The organism is Neochlamydia sp. AcF84 (assembly GCF_011087585.1).
Lineage (GTDB): Bacteria > Chlamydiota > Chlamydiia > Chlamydiales > Parachlamydiaceae > Neochlamydia.
Genome location: NZ_VJOT01000066.1, coordinates 1 through 19,995, shown reverse-complemented (window position 1 = coordinate 19,995; position 19,995 = coordinate 1). Strand labels below are relative to the sequence as shown.

The following is a 19,995-nucleotide window of genomic DNA, read 5'->3' as shown; positions in this document are numbered from 1 at the left end:
CACTTTTTTAGCTTACCATTAAAAGGAAATTTACATTTTTTCTTTTTAAAATTGATGCAATGATGGAGTTTTTTAGGGTAAATCAGGTTGGACTATTTATAGTGGTTTAAATTTCTTATCATTCACCTATACTTAAAAAAAGTAATCAATGGTCGGAGCAAGAGTCGAAGACTTACTTAAGTTTGCTGCTACGATCTTCTTAAAATTAGCCCAAAAGGTTTCAATAGGGTTTAAATCTGGAGAATAAGGCGGTAGAAATAAAATCTCACACTCTGCCTTTTTGATAAGCTCATGAGTGGCTTGCGATTTATGGAAGGTAGCATTATCCATAATCAGAACTTGCCCCACTTTAAGTTCGGGTATCAATATTTTTTCTAGCCAAAAGTTAAACAAAAGAGAATGACAAGTATCTGTATAACAAAAAGGAGCTAAAATTTTAGACTTGCATTTAGCTGCTATAAAGCTTTCTCTAGCAAATGAACGACCTGCTATAGCACCATAAATCTTTTCTCCTATTAGTGATCTTGCGTGTTAGCGCTGTAAGTAAGCATTTATCCCGCTTTCATCTATGTAAACTCTATTTTCTTCCGGAATGTTTTCTAGCTTTTGTCTAAACTCCTCTCGCTTATTCTCCTCTCTTTCCTTGTAGAAGGGTGTCTTTTTTTTAAAGTGATTTTCAGTCTTTTACAGGCATAAAAAACTGCAGCTATTGTCACTCCGAATGCCTCAGCTATTTCCCTAAGATAGGCATCAGGAGTTTGTTTTATATATAATTTTAGCTTTTCACTATCAATTTTACTGGGGCTCTGCCGCCTTTTTTTAGGAGCTAGACAACCTTGTTTTTCCCGCTTAATCCAGTTTGTTAAGGTGCGAACTGTTACGCCAAACACCTCACTAGCTGTGACCATGGAGCCGCCATTCTCTATATAATTCAAAGCTTTTTTTCTTAAATCGTGTGAATATACCATGCTAATCGATTATACATACATCCTAAGAAAAATAGAATTTATATACCTATATATCCTGGCTAATTGCACTTAAATTTTTAAGATTATAAGCTTTAAGAAAAACTATTTTTTTTAAGGCAAATTTTTCTTCATGGCTTTTTATGAAGGATCTGTTTTTTTAAGAGTAAGTGTTAGTATATAGGGCTGCCTATAGCCTTTTAATTAGCTTCTTACACAATCATATTTAATAAAATAGCTCCTTTTTAAGGAAAAAAAGAGCTCGGAGAAAAAGTAATTCCCTTTCTAGGCTCTAGACAAGGATTTTCTTTAAATAACATTAAAAAGCTATTATTTTAAATATTTAATTGTTCTCGCAGCCAAATAGCCATCTCAGCATTTTTTCCTACCCAGTCATCCCTTTGCTTACGTATTTTTGCTAGATGTAATTCAACTGTTTGCGGATTTAATAAAAAACCAGCCTCTAGATCCCTATTTTCTTTCCCATACACACGATCAAGTATAATTTGCCCATACAAAGGGGTAAAGTGAGAGACCTCGAAAAAACGTCTATTAGAGTTACCTATTGATAAATCTTCTTGATTAAAAGCGCAGAAGCCGGAGAAATCGTAGATAGGGTAAATAGCACTTAGCTGGCGTTTCAAATTTTCTAAAGCTTTCCAACAATTACCTTGATAAAGCGCTTCCCAATAGTAAACATGGGCTGGACTAAACACTACTTTCAAATCAATATTGTTTTCCTGACACCTCCGCACAAGCTTTCTAAACATAGCCACTTTTTTATCATCAATTTCATAATTATTGAAGATTAACCTCTTCTCTTCTTTCAAAAATTGCACAGGGTTTTCGACGATTATTGGATTAAGAAGGATGAAATCATTTTCATCAATCTTAACATAATAGCCAGCCACCTCTTCTAGCTTTTTAGGATTTACATTGTGTTTAAAAGTAGACCAACTAAATTTAATAGTTTTTCGTGACAATAAGCACTGGGCCCAGTCAGAAAAAGAGAGAGAAGCCCTTCTCAATCGATCTTCCCTATACTCTGCTACAGGTTCCAGATTGCTTGCAAATGCGAAAAAGTCTAAACAAAGAAAAACTGCTTTCAGATCAGGTTGGTTATGTAAAGCATGTTCAAAATAGCCAAAGATCTCATCAAAGCGAGCTCCTGAGAATGCAGCTTTATAAGCTTGCCCTCCAACTAATTGATTATAATAGGTCAATGGAAAACCTGCACGTACCCGTGAGGATCCTAACATGATTGCTGTGGGCTTTTTAGCTATAATCTTAGCTGCCTTATCAAACCTTTCCTGTGTACTCTCTAATTTTTTATCATTAAATCCAACAATTAGAGGAGACTTAAAGTAATCAAAAGGGTCTATTAAATAGTTAAAGGAGACAATAGAAACAAGAGCAAATAGGCTAGAAATAAAAAAAGTAATAATAAAGAGACAAGGATTTTTATCAGACATATTAAAATTGATAATAAAGAAATTCTGTGACTGCATTCAAATCTATCAGGCAAATAATAAAAAGCGCACTTAAGCCTAATCCCGCTAAAATAGGATATCTTATAAAACGTTCTTTCCACCACATGCTATTGGGAAGTAATAAGATAGCTAACAGGCAGGCTAAAATTTTTAGCAAATCATAGAGGCGTACATTGGAAAAATGAAGCCTTTCAAAAGCCACTCCATAAGCTTTCAAAAAAGCTAAGCTATATTCATATTTCTCAGGAAGGATTATTCCATTGTAGCCAAACAATCCCTTTAATATCATCCAAGCTCTAGGTAAATCAGGGGAGCGGAAGATAGCAAAAGCCACTACGACGCAAAAAAAAGTAAGCAGCTGTCCTAAAAGAGGTGATAAATTAACATTAAGCTTGCGCCATAAATGATTAATCATAAGAAAAAAACCGTGGCAGAGGCCCCATACTACAAAGGTCCAATTAGCTCCATGCCAAGCCCCACCAAGGAGCATAGTAATTAGCAGATTAGCTAATTTACGGGTTTCTCCATATCTGTTACCTCCTAAAGGTATATATAAATAATCTCTCAAAAAATTAGAGAGCGAGATATGCCACCGGCGCCAAAAATCAATCATTGAGGTGGCTTGATAAGGAGAGTTAAAATTAAGCGGCAATTGAATATTAAAGTAGAGCCCTAATCCAACAGCCATATCTGAATAGCCGGAGAAATCAAAATAAAGCTCTATAGAATAAGCTAAGGCCCCTATCCAGGCTTGTAAAAAAGGGATTAAAGTTTGATTTTGATCAAAAACCGGGGTGACATATCCATACATGGCATCAGCAATGAGGACTTTTTTGGCTAATCCTATGACGAATAAAAATGTTCCTTGGGCAAAATTGTAACTAGACCATTGATAGTTGGCAGGGTTGTCAAATTGTGTAATCATTTCTTTATGGTGTAAGACTGGACCTGCGATTAAATGAGGAAAAACTGTTACGAATAGGCTGTAAGAGCGCCACCCTCCCGGAACGGCCCTCGCTTGATAAACATCTACAAGATAGGCTATTTGAGTAAATGTAAAAAAAGAGATTCCTAGGGGTAGAATGATATCTAATAATTTTACCTCAGAAGATAAAAAATAGTTAGCACTGCTAATAAAAAAATTAAGATATTTAAAATAAAGTAAAAGAGCCAGATTGAATGCTAAGCTTAATAATAGATAAAGCTTTTTTAATTGGCTTGTAGAAGCATTATATATCTGATTGCCTGCTATATAATTAAAAAAAATAGATGCACATAATAAAGGAACAAACCGCACATCCCAGTAAGCATAAAAGATTAAAGAACTGATTAGCAAAAATAGCTGAGCACCTTTTTTGAGGTGAAAATAGCAGCAAACAAAAAATATTGCTACCACGATAGGAAGATAGATAAAGATGAAAAAATAAGAATTAAATAACATTTTCACTCATTTTTATTTTCAATAATCTCTCTAATATTCTGTCTTTTCAAGATCTTCGAAGTGAATTTTTTCATTCTCCCATAATTTCTGCACAAATCGACGATGTACCCAGGACAAAGTCTCATAGTCCTCTATATTGACTTTCTTACGAGAAATGCTCTCATGATGAACTCCTACTGCAAAGGGAGTATATAAACAGTGCAGCCCTTTTGCACGCACTTTAACTGCTAGGGCAGTATCACTAAAAGCTACAGGAAACCATATCTCATCAAATCCGTCCACTTCAAGAAAGGTCTTCTTTTTAATCATGCAGCAAGCAGCTGTAACGGCTGCTGATACTCTTAAAAAATTAGTTTTCCTAAGATGGTGAAATTTTTCAAGCCTCTCTTCATGGTGCCAAGATTTCATAAAAGCGGCTCCTGAGGCTTCAATGATCACACCTCCATGCTGCAATAAGCCATTAGGATAATTTAGACGGCAACCGACTAATCCAATTCCAGGCTGTTCGATCCACCGGCACATCTCTATTAAACCGTCGGCATCTAAGTCTACATCATTGTTAAGGAAAAGGATATTTTCTATATCTTTAGCTATTTTAGTTTCTCTAACCGCCCTATTGTTTAAACGTGAATAATTAAAGGGCTCCTCTATTCGAATAACTTCTACCCCTAACTCCTTCAATCTCTCTGCTATAGAAAAGTCTTGGCTATTATTATCAATGGCAGTCATTTTCACGCGGACATTTTTTTGCTTCATGATATGGCTGACAGCAGATAAGGTGAGACGACAATGATCTTTATAAAGCATGATTACATGCACTTCAGGAATGCTAAGAAGTTGAGGGATGGCCCTTACGCTAGATTTGGAATAGCCGGGCGTCCAATGCCAGTTTAATTTTTTACTTTTTGAATAATTTTCAAAAGATTTAAGAATATTTTTTAACGCAGGCAAAGTTGAATAATGGGTCTCTTGCTTAATTTTATTTTCTTCTCTAATTGCATAGAGAGGCAAAGGCACTTTATGAAATAAAGCCCCGGCTGCATCTAATCTTAAAGGTAAGTCAAAAGTGTATATTCCCTCACTTTCTTTAAGCAATCCTCCAATTTTTTCCCAAAGCTTTTTAGGAATAAGTAAAGTATGTCCTAAATCATCATTAAATATGTAGGGAAAACAAGGCTGTTGCGGCTTAAGTGTACGAGTCTTTGGAAGGGGCATGCAGCGACTATTGATCTGATATTCATCACAAAACAATACAGTAAAATCTTTTGCAGCCATAAAATTAAGAGTTTGCTCATAGCGATAGAGTAGATCAGGCCTCATCCAATCCCCTACCGGCAAGATAAACAAGTAATTGCCCTCAGAGAAGCTAGCTAAAGCATTCATCACATCACTTGCCAGAAGATTTTTTTCAAAATTAAATACCTTTAAGCTGACCAACTCGTTAGGAATAAAATGCTTGAGTAATTTTTCTATTTCGCTCTGCGACTCTTTGGAAATAGCTAATAAAATTTCTTTATAGGGAGCTGTTAGGTCTAAAGCTGCTTTAAGGGTTTGCTTAAGATACTTTTTGGGGCAGTGGGTCGCATCAATTAAGATAGAGTAATAAAATCTGTTATTGTCTGGAAGGAGAGCATGCAAGCCTTGCACAGTTTCTTTTAATCTATTCCATTTAATGGATTGATTATCCTCAAGCTCTATATTTTCCTCTAAATGTTTAGTGAATTTTTCTATATATAAAAAATGCTGCTTAAAATAAGAGAGTAAATAAGAAGAAAAGCATTTTTTTTGAAAACCGCGTAATAAATATCTCGCGGAGACACCTAAGTATTTAGCAGAAATCCTACCCAATCTTTTCACTTTATTCATCATACAAGCTCACAACGACCCTTTTCGTACTGGGAGGGTATTTTTAATATATCACTTACCAATAGAAACATTGAGTAAACAATACCACTTGTTAAAGAAATAAGAAAAGGATTAGTAAACCCAGAGAGAAGCCATACACCAAAAAGACCTAAAAAGGACAGCTTTAATCGATTAAAGGGCGGCGCAAATAGTTTGTAAGCTATAATGCCTACCGGCATCATCAAAATAATAAAGCCTAAGATTCCAAATTGCATCAGAAAAGCAATCCATTGAACTTCATAAGAATGGTGCAAATCACCCCCTCTTACTAACTTTTCCACATATCCTCCAAGACCTTTCCCCAATAAAGGATAAATATCGAGCTCTTCCATTAGGGCGTTAATCTGATCTACGCGCACTTGGTCAGACATCTGGTTATCATAGCTAAAAAAACGCTCATAAATAAGAATTTGTACTTTTTCTATTCCTATCCAGCTTAATCCTAAAATAGCGACTAGAATGGTTAAAATCATCATTCTGAAAAATCCTTTAAAGCTTAAGGTAAAGGCGTATAAAATTATACTTATTCCCACCACCCCATAGAGGAAGCGTGAAAAGCTAAGAAAAATCGCAGGCAAAGTAATTAGCAGAAATAATCCCTTAAAGCTTTTACTTAATCCTAAGTTTAATCGATGACCTTGTAATACGAAGAGCAGTAAAAAAGGAGTGATAATATCTACTGAGGTTTGCAAACGGGATAAGTTACCTTGAAGCATGGCCATGCTCATATAACGAATCCCTAAAAGTTCTAATAAATGAAACATGTCTATAATTTTCAAAACATGGAGAATGACTATGGCCACTTTAATGGCTGAGTAGGCAAAATTAGAATAGATAATCGCTTTTAAAATTTTTTCTTTAGTAGTTAAATCTTCGTGCACCAGATTCAACGTCATGATGACAGTCGCAATGGTGATGGAAAAAATTTTAAATTGATCGAAGCCGCTATTTAACCATTCATTTTTTTGCCAATGACCAATAAACATCCAAATCAACAAAAAACTTAAGGAAATGCAAGCAAAACAGATGAGGCGCAGTTGATGCATTGTCAAACGCATTCTAAAAAAGCTATAAAAAATCATTAAACAAAAACACCCAAGGAATAACCCACTTTTAGGAGTCATCATTCCATGGTTACCGTCTGAGGGAAACGTTAAGCCTATGACGAGCATGGCAAAATAGGGCCATACCCAAAAAGAAAATTTTAATAAATTGGCATTTGCTAGCATACCTGCTCTCTATAAGCATTGTTTAATGTGAATAAGGTATTTTTAAGGGTGAGGAGCTGCTTTCCCCTATCACCCTAAGAAAAAATCCGCTAGGTTTCGCACCCATCCCTGCTTAAAAAACCCATGACAATAAACTGTTTTTTTTCTCTTCATCCAAGGAAGCTGAGCAAGCTTTAAGAAATCTTTTAGAATCTTTTGTTGCGAAAGACTTAGCAACTTCTGATAGCGCTGATAGAAAATTAAAGCCTGTTGAAATTTCTTTTCATCGGTCTGGCGCCATTTATGCAATTTTTTTTTCATATTATAGAAATTAAAAAATTTTTGCGCACCTAATGTATTTGTGGAATGTTGCCTGTAGTAAAGAGTAGCCTCATTAATGACCCCTATTTGGCCGAATGCCGAGGCGGTTAAAGCTAACCACCAATCATGCATAAAAGCTTCATGAGGGATGGGCCTGGCCATTTCATTCAGGAGGCGATTGATCATTATCGTGCACCCAGTCACTCCATTTTGAGTTAATAATCTATTTAAGCTAGAAGAATGATGGGGCTTAAGATGAGTATAATGCCAAAAAGAGGGGTCCAACAGATGTAAATTTTCATCTACCACGGTGAGGTCGCTATGGACTAGCAAAGGAAGTTCCCCATACTGATTTTCCATGGCTAGCATACAAGAAAGAGATTTTTCAACTTTATTAGGCTTCCATACATCATCTTGGTCAGAAAACATGAGATAAGAAGAGGTTGAAGCTTTCATCAGCTGAGAAAAATTAGCTTTCACGCCTTGACGCTTTCTACCTTGGAAAAAGGTTATCCTATCAGGAAACTTGGAAAGATAGCTTTTAATAATTAAGGGGGTATTATCTATAGAAGCATCATCTCGAATTAAAAGATGAATAGCAGGATAGGTTTGATTTAACAAAGACTCTATTTGCTCTGCTAAGTACCTTTCTCCATTATAAGTGGCCAGCAGGATATCAACCTTGCGATGGTTAGAAAAGCTAGGTTTTGATTCCATTATTCCGCCTTACCCACCATCTTTCTATTAAATTCCAAGGATGGCATTTTTGAAGCTGATAATAAAATATTTTGGCAAGATCATAAGCAAAATAATTTTTAAGAGGATTATTCATTAAATGCTCAATAATTTCTTCAAGAGGGACTACAGCTTTTTCCCAGACAAGCTGCTCCCTTAGTTCTTTAAGCTTGCTTTTTATTCTTAGCGTTTCAGCTGAATTATCTATTAGCTGGCTTATCGCTAAAACTAAAGCCTGAATATCTTGTGCAGGTACCACTTTGCCAATTTTATTTTTCAAGACGAGTTCTGCAAAGACATCACCCTCAGTAGTAATCAGGGGCAAGCCTGCCCAAATATAATCTAAGAGCCTGGTGCGAAAGGAATATTGAGTTTCCAAATGCTCAAAATGTGTGGATACCCCAATATCTGCATCCAAAAGAAAATTTTCACGTTCTTCATAAGGTATCCATTGTTCATTAAAGAAAACAAACTGATCTTTAATTTTTAAGTCTTCCGCTAGCTTAATTGCTTTATTAGCCATACTCATGATAGGAATGCTGGCATTAGGATGCCTGATGCCCATAAAAACCAGCTTTATATCGCTTCTTTGCTTAGATAGCTCCTTAACCGCACGAATAAGAGTCAAAGGATCAAACCAGTTCCAAATGCCCCCTCCCCATAAGAGAAGCTTATCTGAAGCTTTAATGTTAAATTTTTCGCGAAAACCGCTGTTAGATTGAATAGCAGGGCGGGAAGGAATCCCAAAAGGGGCGATGCCTACTAGTTTATGTAACGTTTCATCTTGATCATAAATGCTAGGGGAAATTTTTCTTAAACTTAATAAAGCACCTATCCATAGATCTCTTTGCCGATGATTGGCGCAAATCACCGCATCAGCCATGCGTAGATTGAAATTAATAGTATGGATAATCGCACGATTAAGATGTTTTCTTACTTTAAGTGCTGAGGGCTTGAAAATTTCTAAATGCTCTAAGGGTTCAGGGTCGTAGGCATCATAGATAAGAGGAATTTTATGACGCTTAGCATGGAGGGCAAGGTTTGGGTCGATAGTTTGAGTGATGATAACATCTATCTTTTTAAACTGGATGGGACCTGTGCTTATCGTAAAGTTGGTAGAGACTTGATCAGTTTGATTAGGAACACGTAGCGTCACTTGATGGCTTTTAGCGAGTGCGTGCGCAAATTCCCAATAACGAATGGCCGGTCCCGCCATTGATTTTCCCAAGGTATCTAAACAATTTAAAAGTATTCTTACCATTTAACTCGTCAGGTTTCCTTGAATTTTTTGTTCATAGGCTTTTATACATCTTTCTATAGAACCGACCTCAATCTGTCGCCCATTCTCTAAATAAATTCCTTTATTACAGATTTCTAACAAAGAATGAATATTATGGCTGACAAAAATAATTGTTCTGCCACTCAATGCCAGCTCACGCATTTTTTTTATACATTTAGCTTGAAAAGGGGCATCGCCTACCGCTAATACTTCATCTAGGACCAATACCTGAGGATCTAAATAAGCGGCTATGGAAAATCCTAAGCGCGTGTACATCCCACTTGAATAGCGCTTGACGGGCGTATCTAAAAATTTTTCAATCTCTGCAAATTCCACAATTTCATCAAATTTTCGAGCAATTTCCCGTTTACTCATTCCTAATATAGCACCATTTAAAAAGACATTTTCTCTTCCTGTCAATTCAGGATGAAAGCCTGTGCCTACTTCCAGTAGGCTGGAGATCTTTCCTCGAAGAAAAATTTCACCGTCAGAAGGCATGATGATGCGTGAGAGCAACTTTAGCAAGGTAGACTTTCCTGCACCATTGCGGCCAATAATTCCAAATCGGTCACCTTCTTCTATGGCTAGTGAAATATCTCTCAAGGCCCAAAATTCTTCTGTTTGCTTTTCTTCTGCAGCTGCTGCTCGGCATTTATGGCCCCTCATTCTCTTCCAAAAACGACGTCCGTGCGTAGCCAATGTTTCTACCAGTGTCGTTTGCCCTAAGGGGGGTTGATCATGAAATATCGTATACTTTTTCGAAACATTTTTTACTTCAACGATATTTAAATTACCCATTTACAACCTATCCACAAAAGAGCGTTCCATTTTACGAAAATAAAGAAAACCGGTAATTACTAAAATAAGCGTAACAACAGCAGAAGTAGCGATGGAATAAACCAAATGAGGGTAGGTAAAGCCAAAAAGAGACCACCTGAACCCATCTATAATTCCTACCATAGGATTCAAGCAGTATAGCCAGATCCATTGGCTAGAAATCTCGCTGCTGCTATAACCTACAGGAGAAATAAACATGCCAATTTGGACAACAAAAGGAATTAAAAACCTACAATCTTTAAATTTTACTGTCAAAGCGGAAAGCCAAAGAGATCCTCCTTCACTTAATAGCAAAGCAAGCATAATAAAGATAGGTAAACCCATCAATGTGGCAAAATTTAAAGGCTGAACAATAAAACAAAAAAAGAATAACAAAATCATGCCTATGAGAAAGTCTGCAAAATGTACAGCAATTTGTGCGGTAGGTATGATGATACGAGGAAAATAAATTTTAGAGATTAGATTGGCATGATGGAGAATACTCGTTGAGCCCTCTACTAGAGCATTAGAACATAATTGCCAAGGAAGCAAACCGGCTAAGACAAAAGAAGCATAGTTGATATTTCCCGAGGAGAGATGGGCGATTTTCCCAAACACCAGCGCAAAAATTCCCATATTGATGAGAGGGCGAATGACTGCCCAAGCTATTCCAAAAAAAGCTTCCTTGTAGCGCACTAAAATATCGCGCCATGCAAAAAAATATAAAAGTTCCCGATAGTCGATTAAATCTTTAAGATATTGGGTCTGTCTTATATGAGGATTGATTCTCAATAAAAAAGGCTTCGTAGGCTTGTTCATAAATCAAAACGACAATATTAAAAGGCATAAAAAAGGTTATTTTAGACGCTTCGCTTGTTTTAATACAGTACTTTTAACAAGAGCCTCTCTGCTCTTATCTCTCGCTCTAATTCTTTAAAATCCACCGAAGGGCTCTTTGATATCCTGGGATGGTGGGTGGCCTGAAATGGTAACCAGCTAAGCTTCTTCCAGATTAAGAAGTAGTTTTATAAGCAACGCTATTTGCACAAGGTGCTTTAAAAATTTTTATCCTCGCCATTTTTTAGCAAGGATAGAAAATTCTTCTACTGAAAAACTAGACCTATTTATTATCTGAATCTCAATTGAGTTCTCAGTACTTGTACCTTCTCCAAGTTTTTAAATAATTCAAAACATTTTCAAAAACAGGAAAAAAGTCTTCAAGTGACTGATCATGAAAATCTCTAGAATTTTCAGAAACAATGCATATATTTTTCTTCTCAAATTTTCTTCGAGTGATTTTTTCCACCTTTCCTGAGAGGTTGACACGGATCGAAGCAAATTCACTGTTTTTTTGGTAATGGTCTTCTATTTTTTTTAAAAGAGACTTAACAAAATGATTAATAAGAATCTCTTTTTCTTTAGGGGAAAAAGTTAAATTAATATCATAGCCGCACTCGCGCGCCGTAGCTTGAAGCGCTTTTTTTTCAAAAGCAGGTTTAATAAAGTCTTGTTTTATTTCTTCCAGGATTGAATTCATAGTTTATCTTTATTTTATAGACCAAAGATTGATTATATATAAATAGAATTATACATCCATATTAAATTATCTACCTATCAAATAGTTTTTTTCCACCAAATTTTCTATCGGATAAATATAGGCAGGGAAAACAAAAAGGTAGGAAATAGAAGGATTATTATCTTAATAAGCTATCGGCTTAAGTTTTATTCAATAAATTTTATACTTATAAAATCTCTACATTCAGGCGATAAATTTTTTTTGGGGGGTGCAAATTAATCTTATTTTTCTAAGAACTTTTTATAATCAAATAAACTCCATTTATTAATTATTGTTTTATATAAAAGATTTATTGTTTTAAATTATTTATATTATTATAATAATATTAACTTTAACTTCACAAAAGAGTTTAATATGAATTCTACCAATGTTGTTTCCTATACAATGGCAGGCATAGCAGGCGTATTATTGTTTTATCCCATTACTCCTACTCTGTATTCTTGTGGAAGGCAAATTTTTAGACGGACAGGGTGTAGCCTCTGGAGTGGAGTGCCAGATTGTGTAAAAGATAAAATTTGGAAGCCCCTTAATGCAGGCATGAATGAGAGTATTGTTGTTTTTGAGAACATAAGCGTTAAAACTATAGATTACGCGTGCCAGCGTTCAAGCTTAAAAACTAAATTCTTTAGCACTGACAAAGGAAAGGAGCTGGTAGGTTGTGTGTTAGTTGCTCCTATTATCGAAGAATTGGTTTTTAGGTGCATGCCTCATCTTATCATACAAGTCGGACTTCCTCACTTCAATCGGTTTTTAGATAAAAAATTTAATGTTATGTTGGATACCCCCCTAACAGAGTTAGTGGGTGTATGTTTTTCCACCTATGCATTTACAATGGCTCACAATGATGCTCAGCTTGCAGCACAATTGAGATTATTAGCAGTGGGAGCGACATGTGGGCTTGTACAATGGAAATGGGGCTTAGGGCCTGCCATCTTTACCCACGCGGTTTATAATGGGTGTACTTATATTTTCAGGCAGCGCAATTAAATAGCTGATACTAAAATCCTAGTTTATTAATCTCCTTGTAAGCAAGGTGGCGAAAAGTATTTTTTCCTTAATTCAACCTTGGCATCTCTATAAAAATTTTCCTCGGTAAGATAGAAGATATCGATGATTTCAAAAAAAGCTTAGCCGAAAACTCAGAGCAAGGGGATGTAATTACTGGAACAGGAGGAATAAGGAAAGCTCACTTGAAATCAACTCCTAAAGGAAAAAAGGGTGGATTTAGAGTAGGCTATTTAAATATAGAAGATCGAGTGATTCTTTTCTCATTGTTCATTTATTCAAAAAATGAGCAAGAAAATTTATCTCAAGAAGAGAAAGTGGAGTTAAAACAAATAGCTAAAGCAATCAAAAAAAGAATAAAAATGAGTAAGTTATTTAAAGGGCTTGAAGAAGTTCTAGCACTCATACTAAGAAAGGTTACGCTTAAAGTCGGGGCTTATCGAAATCCCTGAGCCTCCAAATAAATATAAAACTATCGATATTAAGAGAATCAGAGAGAAAAATCCTTATTCCCAAGGAATTTTTGCAAAAGCCTTAAATGTAAACGTAAAGACAGTTCAATCTTGGGAATCTAGAACCCATGTTCCAAGCCCTGCAGCGCTGCGACTTTTAGAAACTGTAGACAAAGGTTTTTATGCTCCTCAAATTTTTAAGCCTCTATACTTGTAATAGTTTCATGGTCGTTTTTCCCATTAAAAGCCGAGCCTGCTTTCCAGAATGTAGGGATTAGCCAAGTAGGTTTTTGAAAATCCTCGGTTTCCTCCAACATTGAGATGTTCGGGTAGACTATATTAATTAGCGAAAATTTTTCTATTACTTAAATTGGCTCTATGGTTATCTAAATTTTATTTTTCTGAGGATACTATGATCAAGCGGCATGACATCCCTCCATGATTTAAGAAAAAAAGCTTTAAATTATATAGAGAATGGCGGCTCAATGGCTACAGCTCGTGAGGTGTTTGGCGTAACAGCTCGCCCATTAACAAACTGGATTAATAGGAGAAAAAAATTTATAGTGCTATAGAGCAGGTCGCCCTCTTGCTAAAGAAAGCTCTATAGCAGCTAAATCCAAGTCTCAAATTTTAGCTACTTTTTGTTATACAGGTACTTGTAATTCCCTTTCATTTCACTTTTGGCTAGGAAAATATTGATGCCAGAGCTTAAAGCAGGTCAGCTTGTAATTAATGAATACTTGCCCACATTTTCTCTAAGCCTTCTTTTAACTCTATTTTTGGATGCCAGTTAAGAGTTTGACTAATTAGCTTTGGAGATAAAACGCTAAAAGTAGGCTCACAGCTATTATTGCACAAGTTAACCTTAATTTTTCTTTTAGAGATTGCTTCTATAGTGTCTAAAACTTCTTTTAAAGAAGTTCCTTGGCCGGAGCCCACATTAAAGACTTGCATCAAAGCTTTTTCAGGAGGATTTTTAATGATTAAATGAAAAGCGTGAGAAAGATCATCTAGATGAATGTAATCTCTTATGCTATAAAGAGAATCAATAATATTTAAAGTGGAATTATCTATTAATTTGGAAAAAATGACCCCAATGAGCCCATTTGTACGCGTAGAAGGAAGAAGAGCACCATAAGGGTTACTTATCCGCAATACAGTCCCCCGAATTCCATACTTTCTGCAAAATAAAGCTAAATAATTTTCTACCGCTAGTTTATTAATACTATAGCTACTCCAAGGATAGGGAGGATCTGACTCCTGATGAGAAACTAAAGAGCTCTTTTGATACATATTTCCTCCACTACTTGCAAAAATAATATGACCCTGGGGATTAGCTTGGGCATAGGCTTCAAAAAGGGTAAGAGAAGATAAAAGATTATGAGAAATATCAGAAAAAATATCTTTATCAGAGGTCCATGGATTGTTTACCCAAGCTAAATGGATCAAAACGTCGGCCTGTTGGACAAAATTATTGATATCTACAGGATTGTTTAGATTTCCTATAAACTGCTGCGGGGAAGGGATGGTAGAAATAGATTGACGAACAAAGCGTTTATGAGGGAGAGGAAGAAACTTGCAGAGATAATTTCCTATAAAACCTGTACTGCCCGTAATTGCAATCATAGGCGCTCATTTAAAATAATTGATTTTATAGGTCGTTCATTAAAGATTTATCTTTTAACGATAGTTCTTCTTTAATTTTCGAGATAGTCATTTCTAATGAAAATTTCTCATTAAAGGTTCTGTGGGCATTGAGCGCTAATTGACGTGTTCGCAAAGGATGATTAATAGCTTCCACTAAAGCCTTTTCTAAAGCTTGGGCACTAAAAGAGCGACATAAGTAGCCGGAATAATTATGTACAATAGCTTCCGAACATCCATTCACATCGGTAGAAATAATAGGAACACCTAAAGACATAGCCTGTAAAAGAGATAAGGGCAAACACTCTACCGCAGAAGATTGAACAAATAGGTCTGCTTTCTTGTAAAAGGAATCCAATTGGTGGATCTCGATACAAGAGATAAGATGAATGCGTTCTTGTAGATTAGCGCTAAGAATCTTTAAAATGATGTCTTGATTATAGCTATCTAAAGAGGAGGGTAAGCCTACTAGGGTCAGAATCACATCCTGGGGTATTAACTCTTTTTTTATACAGGCAATAAAGGCATCGACAAGTAAATGAAAACCCTTCCTAGGAGTGCTAAAGCCTATAGAAAGAAGATTTTTGATAGGTTTATGAGAAGCTAAAGATACACTGCTCTCTTTCACCCCACTCCAATATAACACTTTTCCTGAAACATCTAAAATACTGTTCCAAATATTTTTCGTGCTTTCCGATCCAAACCAAAAATTGAATCTTTTTTTATGATTAACCCTCTTTAATAAGTGAAAAGCTAGGTTGGTTTTAAGATAAATAGTAGGAGAAAAAGATTCATGGATATACCAATGAATCTTTTTAAAAGGAGCAAACAGTAAAAGGGGTAACACAAGAGCAGAGCTGGCTGCACTGTTAACAATAACAGTGGAGGAAGCCCTTAGGTTTAAATAAAGAGTGACCCAAATGAGTGCCCCCAGACGCTTCCATTTTCCGATAGGTTCATCCCACTTTAAGCAGCCTGCAGGAGCTATATAAAGAGGAATATTTAATTTTTTATATTCATTTTTCAAAGAACCTTCATGCATGGAGATGACAGAAACTTTGTAGCCTTGGCCTTTAAGAGAGGTAGCAAGATCTAAAACTAACTTAGATCCCCCTCCCCCCGGCGCTAAATCATGGGTAATAAGGGTAAACTTTTCAGATTTTCCAACATAATGAGAAGAATTGCTTTTAAAATCTACCGACGGGCTATCAGAGCTGGCGATTTTAGGAGTATAAATAAACTGAGCCAAAATGCTTCCCAAATTTATCGCATTTTTGGCTTTGAGAAATGCTTTAGATCCATTATAAGGCGAAGGAGCATTTTTATTTAAAGGAGCGACACGGCTTACACCCACAAAATAATTGAGATAAAGCTCTTCGCGCTCTTTATGGCTAAGCTCGATCTCCTCCTGGGATACTTTCTCCTCTATATAACGGTAATAATAAAGATTTTCATTTAAAAAGCTGATCTCATAATTTATAAGAGAGCGAACAATATAATCCAAACTGCCTTGATATTTATAATCTCTATAAGCACCTAAGCGTGTGTGAAGTTCACGTGAAAAAAACATATTGCCATAGGTCATGGCAAGATTAAAAGTCATAAAAGCTTCTTCAATATGTTCAAGGTGGATAATTTCAAACATTTTTTCTTCGTAAATTCTTTTTTGAGAAGCATCAAAGCAATGTCGCCGGCTATCTTGATCTACTAGATCTACGCGCGTAAAGATAAAATGCGTTTGAGAAGCGATAGCTTTGTCTACCAGCCTTTCTATCCTATTAGGCGCAAAATAGTCTTGAGGAGAGAGAAAAGTTAAATAATCTCCTTGAGCAATTCCTAAACCTCTGTTGATAGCTTCAGCAAGAGTTTGAAAATTTTCTTGAAGGTAAATGCATTTATATTTTGTAGATTTTATAAAATCTTGAATGATAAAAGAGGAAGGAAGAGTAAAATGGGTGTCTAGAAGAATAACCTCCAGAGAAGCATACGTCTGTTCAGCTACAGAGTTTAAGGCAGCCTCTAAGTAGTCGCAATGGCTGCAAATAGGCATAATTAAAGACACCAAAGGAGCTTTCATAGAGTCAATTTATTTAAACTTTACAATGTATTCATCCCGGACAAGCATCTGTTTTATCAGCTTGCCATGTTCGTGTCAACGGGTGACGCTATTTTCTCCTTCTCCTGTTGCGAATAATTTTTTAAAGCCTTCCCTTATTTGGATCCTCTTTAGTTATAACCCATATTCATCCCATTTTTTTATAAGCCTTTGGATATGAATAATTTATAAATTTTAAATTTAAAAATTAACTTTTATAATTCCTTAGCAATCAGTAACTTAAATTTCAAGTGAGGCATGAGGATTATAATTATTAAAATTTTTAATTAAGTCATCATGCTCTAGATTATATCCTTTTTCTATCTCCAACACAGATTCTATAGGCTGGCCCCACTTTAGCCGACGAGCAAGCTTAGTGTTGATTAAAAAGCTTTTATCTCGACACCAATAATGATTAATTCTAAAAATGTTAACACTGTTTTTTGCTGTAAAAGCTCCATGAACAAGCTCTTTGTTTTCATTCACAGCAAATTTATTGGCAGAGTAGATAAAACTATGAGGATCCATGATATCTACCACATAGGCAGGCTTAACAATAGATTTAACATGCAAATCACCATCTACCGCTCCTCTAAAAGTCAATAGATCGGTCAATTTTTGCCCTTCTGGAATATAATCTACGTTACTTGTTCCATACATTACCCAATTGACTACCACACCTGCAAATTCTTCATAATTTTTTAAAGCTTTTCTCAAATTTTTGTAAGGCAGTGTAAAAAGGAATTCATCGGTATCAATGATGGCACACCATTTAGATTCCTTGGTGATTTTTTTCAAGCAATGCATGTAAGCTTGAGTTTGAATGCTATTCCATTCGATAACGTTTTGGCTACCATAATTCCATTCTATTACCTCAACAAAGCCTTCCTTTTCATATTTATCTAGATAAGTTTTCCATACCTTGATAGGTCCATTATTGTATAAATAAAAATGTTGGATACCTTGATGCTTATGAAATTCGATCCATTCAGGCATATAAGGAAGATCATCTTCCATAAAAATTGCACAACTGGATAATTCATATTTGTAGCCGGCATTTAAAGTCTGTAAGATGAAGAACAACCCACAGAGAATTAAAAAACGCTTCATAAGTTTCTGATTTCCTCGCCTTTTCTTACTACTACTGTAAATCCATTGCCTACTTTATCATCGATGTCTTGGACAGCTACTACCTCCCAGCCATAATGCTTGCATATGTCTAGCATATCTTGAGTTATCCAAACTGACCAATGATGATGATCATCATTTTCAGGAGCAGTTAAATGTTCATGACGATAGATAATTTCCTCTAAGGAAGTGCGCGGTCTATTTTTATCGAAGGTCCGCTCTTTATGAGGAATAATCATATAGATATATCCTCCTGGCTTTACCACGCGCAGCCATTCCTTGATAGCTTTTATAGGATCAAAAAAATGCTCAATAACATGAGAATTGATCACAAAGTCAAACACATTATCCTTAAAAGGAAGATTATCTCCACTAGCCACTATATCGACTTTCAAAGCATGCCCTGCTGCCTTTTCCTCTGCTCTTTTGAAGGGTGTAGAAAGCTCATCACTATAATCGACATTAAGAGTTTTCAATCCGAAAGGATTATGGGCAGAACCTCCAATTTCAATCCCTCTTAGTCCATCTAGTAATTTGTGAGCTAAAGCGCTTTCTTGGAAAGCATTTCTTCTATGAAAGATATGATTGAATCCACCAGCTCTTACAATTTCTTTAGAAGGAAGCACAAGTAAAGATCGAACAGTATTAGATCTAAAGCCTATGAATAAGGTAACCCAACAGACAGCCACTAAAAATACTATCCATTTCACATGCTGCATAATTATTTCCTTTATGAGTACAAGTTATAAGGGTTAAAGCACTTTATATTTTCTATAAAAAACTTGTCTACTGAATTTCTTAAGTTTAAAAACCCTAATTTCTTGGCAGGATAAAAAAATCTATAGATATCTAAGAGAGGGGTGTTTTTGATTTGCTGGAAAGTTGTGCTTACTTATATTTTCAAGTTTTAACTTTTGTCAGCTATAAGCATTTGGCTAGCTTCTAACCATCGAGGATTTTACCTTCTTTAGTTGTACCTCATAAAAACACAAAAAGAAGGCTGCTTAAACCGAAGAGCTGTACTCCTACTTGGTATCCTATCGCTTTAAGCATTATTAGGTAACGTAAAAGCAAGCCTTAGAACATCTCTGGCAGGGAATATAGCAAGCTATAAAAAATTGACTATGAAAAGTTTTAAGATGCTTGGCATATTAAAGATTAAATATCTAATCCTTTAGAGTAATGACTAGTAAAAGAGTGACAATCGCTCTATTAAAAAAGTCGTTTGAAGGATTTTTTATGACTTTTACATTTTATAACTTCGATTGTTTGTAATAAGCCCACCTGCCAGGATATTTTAATAAAATCAAGAAAAGTATAATCATTCAGCAATTCCCTCTTTCATCTTAGGGGAAGCCTCTTTTCCTCATGCTAGCTTTTCACAATTTTATCGGCTAACTTGCTACCTTAAAAAAGAAATTAAGTTTAGATATATAGTTGAAAAGAAAAGAATTTATCTAAAAAAAATATAGCGCTATTTCCTTGACGAAATAAAGAAAGCTCATTTAAAAGTCTAAGTTTGTTTTTCTAATAAAACTATTTGTGATTTACCCCTCTCTTTTAAGGAATAAAATTATCCAAATTTCCTCCCCTATAGACTATGATTGTTCCCGCCCATCATTCACTGCAATGCTTCTTTAAATCAGGTGAGCAGCGAGATGGCAAGAATTGAAAGGGAAGTCTATCACTTAAGAGGACTCATAGGAGCTTTTGATGAGACGATGCAGGAAAGTGCTGCTCTGACAACGGTTGTGATGGATGCCTATTTACAAGAGCTAAAGAGATTAGAGCCCAACTCCTTTTAAATTTTTCTACCTAAGTATTAATAGTAGTTATAACGGGAGTTCCATTTTTTTAAAACCAATCAGTAGTAAGCAAGCTTTTGACTGTTAAAAGCTTATGGTTTTTGTCGACGTTTTTTTCTAGTGACTACAT

Annotated in this window: 18 protein-coding genes; 3 read left to right on the top strand and 15 right to left on the bottom strand. The window is 35.6% G+C overall.

Annotated elements, in window-relative coordinates:
• Nucleotides 1-132 precede the first annotated feature (132 nt).
• The 11 genes from NEOC84_RS07625 to NEOC84_RS07575 form a co-directional block, all read right to left on the bottom strand.
• The gene (locus tag NEOC84_RS07625) at nt 133-516 is read right to left on the bottom strand and encodes a transposase (RefSeq protein ID WP_166157582.1); all 384 of its coding nucleotides are present in this window, start codon (nt 514-516) and stop codon (nt 133-135) included.
• Between the two features lie 83 nt (nt 517-599).
• The gene (locus tag NEOC84_RS07620; RefSeq protein WP_166157576.1) at nt 600-968 is read right to left on the bottom strand and encodes an IS630 transposase-related protein; all 369 of its coding nucleotides are present in this window, start codon (nt 966-968) and stop codon (nt 600-602) included.
• Nucleotides 969-1,300: 332 nt separating this feature from the next.
• Nucleotides 1,301-2,473 carry a hypothetical protein gene (locus tag NEOC84_RS07615; protein WP_166157573.1) on the bottom strand — a complete coding sequence of 391 codons (1,173 nt, stop codon included), beginning with the start codon at nt 2,471-2,473 and terminating at the stop codon, nt 1,301-1,303.
• Nucleotides 2,439-3,896 (bottom strand): MBOAT family protein, encoded by a 1,458-nt coding sequence (locus NEOC84_RS07610; protein WP_166157570.1) that lies wholly within the window; start codon nt 3,894-3,896, stop codon nt 2,439-2,441. Before NEOC84_RS07610 ends, NEOC84_RS07615 begins: the two co-directional genes overlap by 35 nt.
• 30 nt (nt 3,897-3,926) lie before the next feature.
• On the bottom strand, nt 3,927-5,765 hold the full coding sequence (locus NEOC84_RS07605) for a hypothetical protein (protein WP_166157567.1): 1,839 nt from the start codon (nt 5,763-5,765) through the stop codon (nt 3,927-3,929).
• Nucleotides 5,762-7,030: a hypothetical protein gene (locus tag NEOC84_RS07600; protein ID WP_166157564.1), complete on the bottom strand. Its 1,269-nt coding sequence runs from the start codon at nt 7,028-7,030 to the stop codon at nt 5,762-5,764. Before NEOC84_RS07600 ends, NEOC84_RS07605 begins: the two co-directional genes overlap by 4 nt.
• Nucleotides 7,031-7,099: 69 nt before the next feature.
• The gene (locus NEOC84_RS07595; RefSeq protein ID WP_166157561.1) at nt 7,100-8,047 is read right to left on the bottom strand and encodes a glycosyltransferase family 2 protein; all 948 of its coding nucleotides are present in this window, start codon (nt 8,045-8,047) and stop codon (nt 7,100-7,102) included.
• Complete coding sequence (locus NEOC84_RS07590) at nt 8,031-9,326, bottom strand: glycosyltransferase (RefSeq protein WP_166157558.1); 1,296 nt, start codon at nt 9,324-9,326, stop codon at nt 8,031-8,033. Before NEOC84_RS07590 ends, NEOC84_RS07595 begins: the two co-directional genes overlap by 17 nt.
• Complete coding sequence (locus tag NEOC84_RS07585) at nt 9,327-10,142, bottom strand: ABC transporter ATP-binding protein (RefSeq protein ID WP_166157555.1); 816 nt, start codon at nt 10,140-10,142, stop codon at nt 9,327-9,329. It lies immediately after the preceding gene.
• A complete protein-coding gene (locus NEOC84_RS07580; protein ID WP_166157552.1) occupies nt 10,143-10,979 on the bottom strand; it encodes an ABC transporter permease in 837 nt (278 codons plus the stop codon).
• A 331-nt stretch (nt 10,980-11,310) separates the two neighbouring features.
• A complete protein-coding gene (locus NEOC84_RS07575) occupies nt 11,311-11,697 on the bottom strand; it encodes a hypothetical protein (RefSeq protein ID WP_166157549.1) in 387 nt (128 codons plus the stop codon).
• A gap of 393 nt (nt 11,698-12,090) precedes the next feature.
• On the opposite strand from NEOC84_RS07575, the gene NEOC84_RS07570 reads away from it, so the two are divergent.
• Complete coding sequence (locus NEOC84_RS07570) at nt 12,091-12,723, top strand: CPBP family intramembrane glutamic endopeptidase (RefSeq protein ID WP_166157546.1); 633 nt, start codon at nt 12,091-12,093, stop codon at nt 12,721-12,723.
• An 83-nt stretch (nt 12,724-12,806) separates the two neighbouring features.
• Nucleotides 12,807-13,193 (top strand): type II toxin-antitoxin system RelE/ParE family toxin, encoded by a 387-nt coding sequence (locus tag NEOC84_RS07565; protein WP_166157579.1) that lies wholly within the window; start codon nt 12,807-12,809, stop codon nt 13,191-13,193.
• A gap of 729 nt (nt 13,194-13,922) precedes the next feature.
• Here the strand turns inward: NEOC84_RS07565 and NEOC84_RS07555 are convergent.
• From NEOC84_RS07555 to NEOC84_RS07540, 4 genes are all read right to left on the bottom strand, one after another.
• The gene (locus NEOC84_RS07555) at nt 13,923-14,819 is read right to left on the bottom strand and encodes an NAD-dependent epimerase/dehydratase family protein (protein WP_166157540.1); all 897 of its coding nucleotides are present in this window, start codon (nt 14,817-14,819) and stop codon (nt 13,923-13,925) included.
• A gap of 25 nt (nt 14,820-14,844) precedes the next feature.
• Nucleotides 14,845-16,887, bottom strand: a complete 2,043-nt coding sequence (locus NEOC84_RS07550) for a glycosyltransferase (RefSeq protein WP_166157537.1) — start codon at nt 16,885-16,887, stop codon at nt 14,845-14,847.
• Between the two features lie 285 nt (nt 16,888-17,172).
• Nucleotides 17,173-18,042, bottom strand: a complete 870-nt coding sequence (locus NEOC84_RS07545; RefSeq protein WP_166157534.1) for a glycosyltransferase family 92 protein — start codon at nt 18,040-18,042, stop codon at nt 17,173-17,175.
• Nucleotides 18,039-18,779: a class I SAM-dependent methyltransferase gene (locus NEOC84_RS07540; protein WP_166157531.1), complete on the bottom strand. Its 741-nt coding sequence runs from the start codon at nt 18,777-18,779 to the stop codon at nt 18,039-18,041. Before NEOC84_RS07540 ends, NEOC84_RS07545 begins: the two co-directional genes overlap by 4 nt.
• Nucleotides 18,780-19,718: 939 nt before the next feature.
• Here NEOC84_RS07540 and NEOC84_RS07535 point away from each other — a divergent pair.
• Nucleotides 19,719-19,865, top strand: a complete 147-nt coding sequence (locus tag NEOC84_RS07535; RefSeq protein WP_166157528.1) for a hypothetical protein — start codon at nt 19,719-19,721, stop codon at nt 19,863-19,865.
• Nucleotides 19,866-19,995 lie beyond the last annotated feature (130 nt).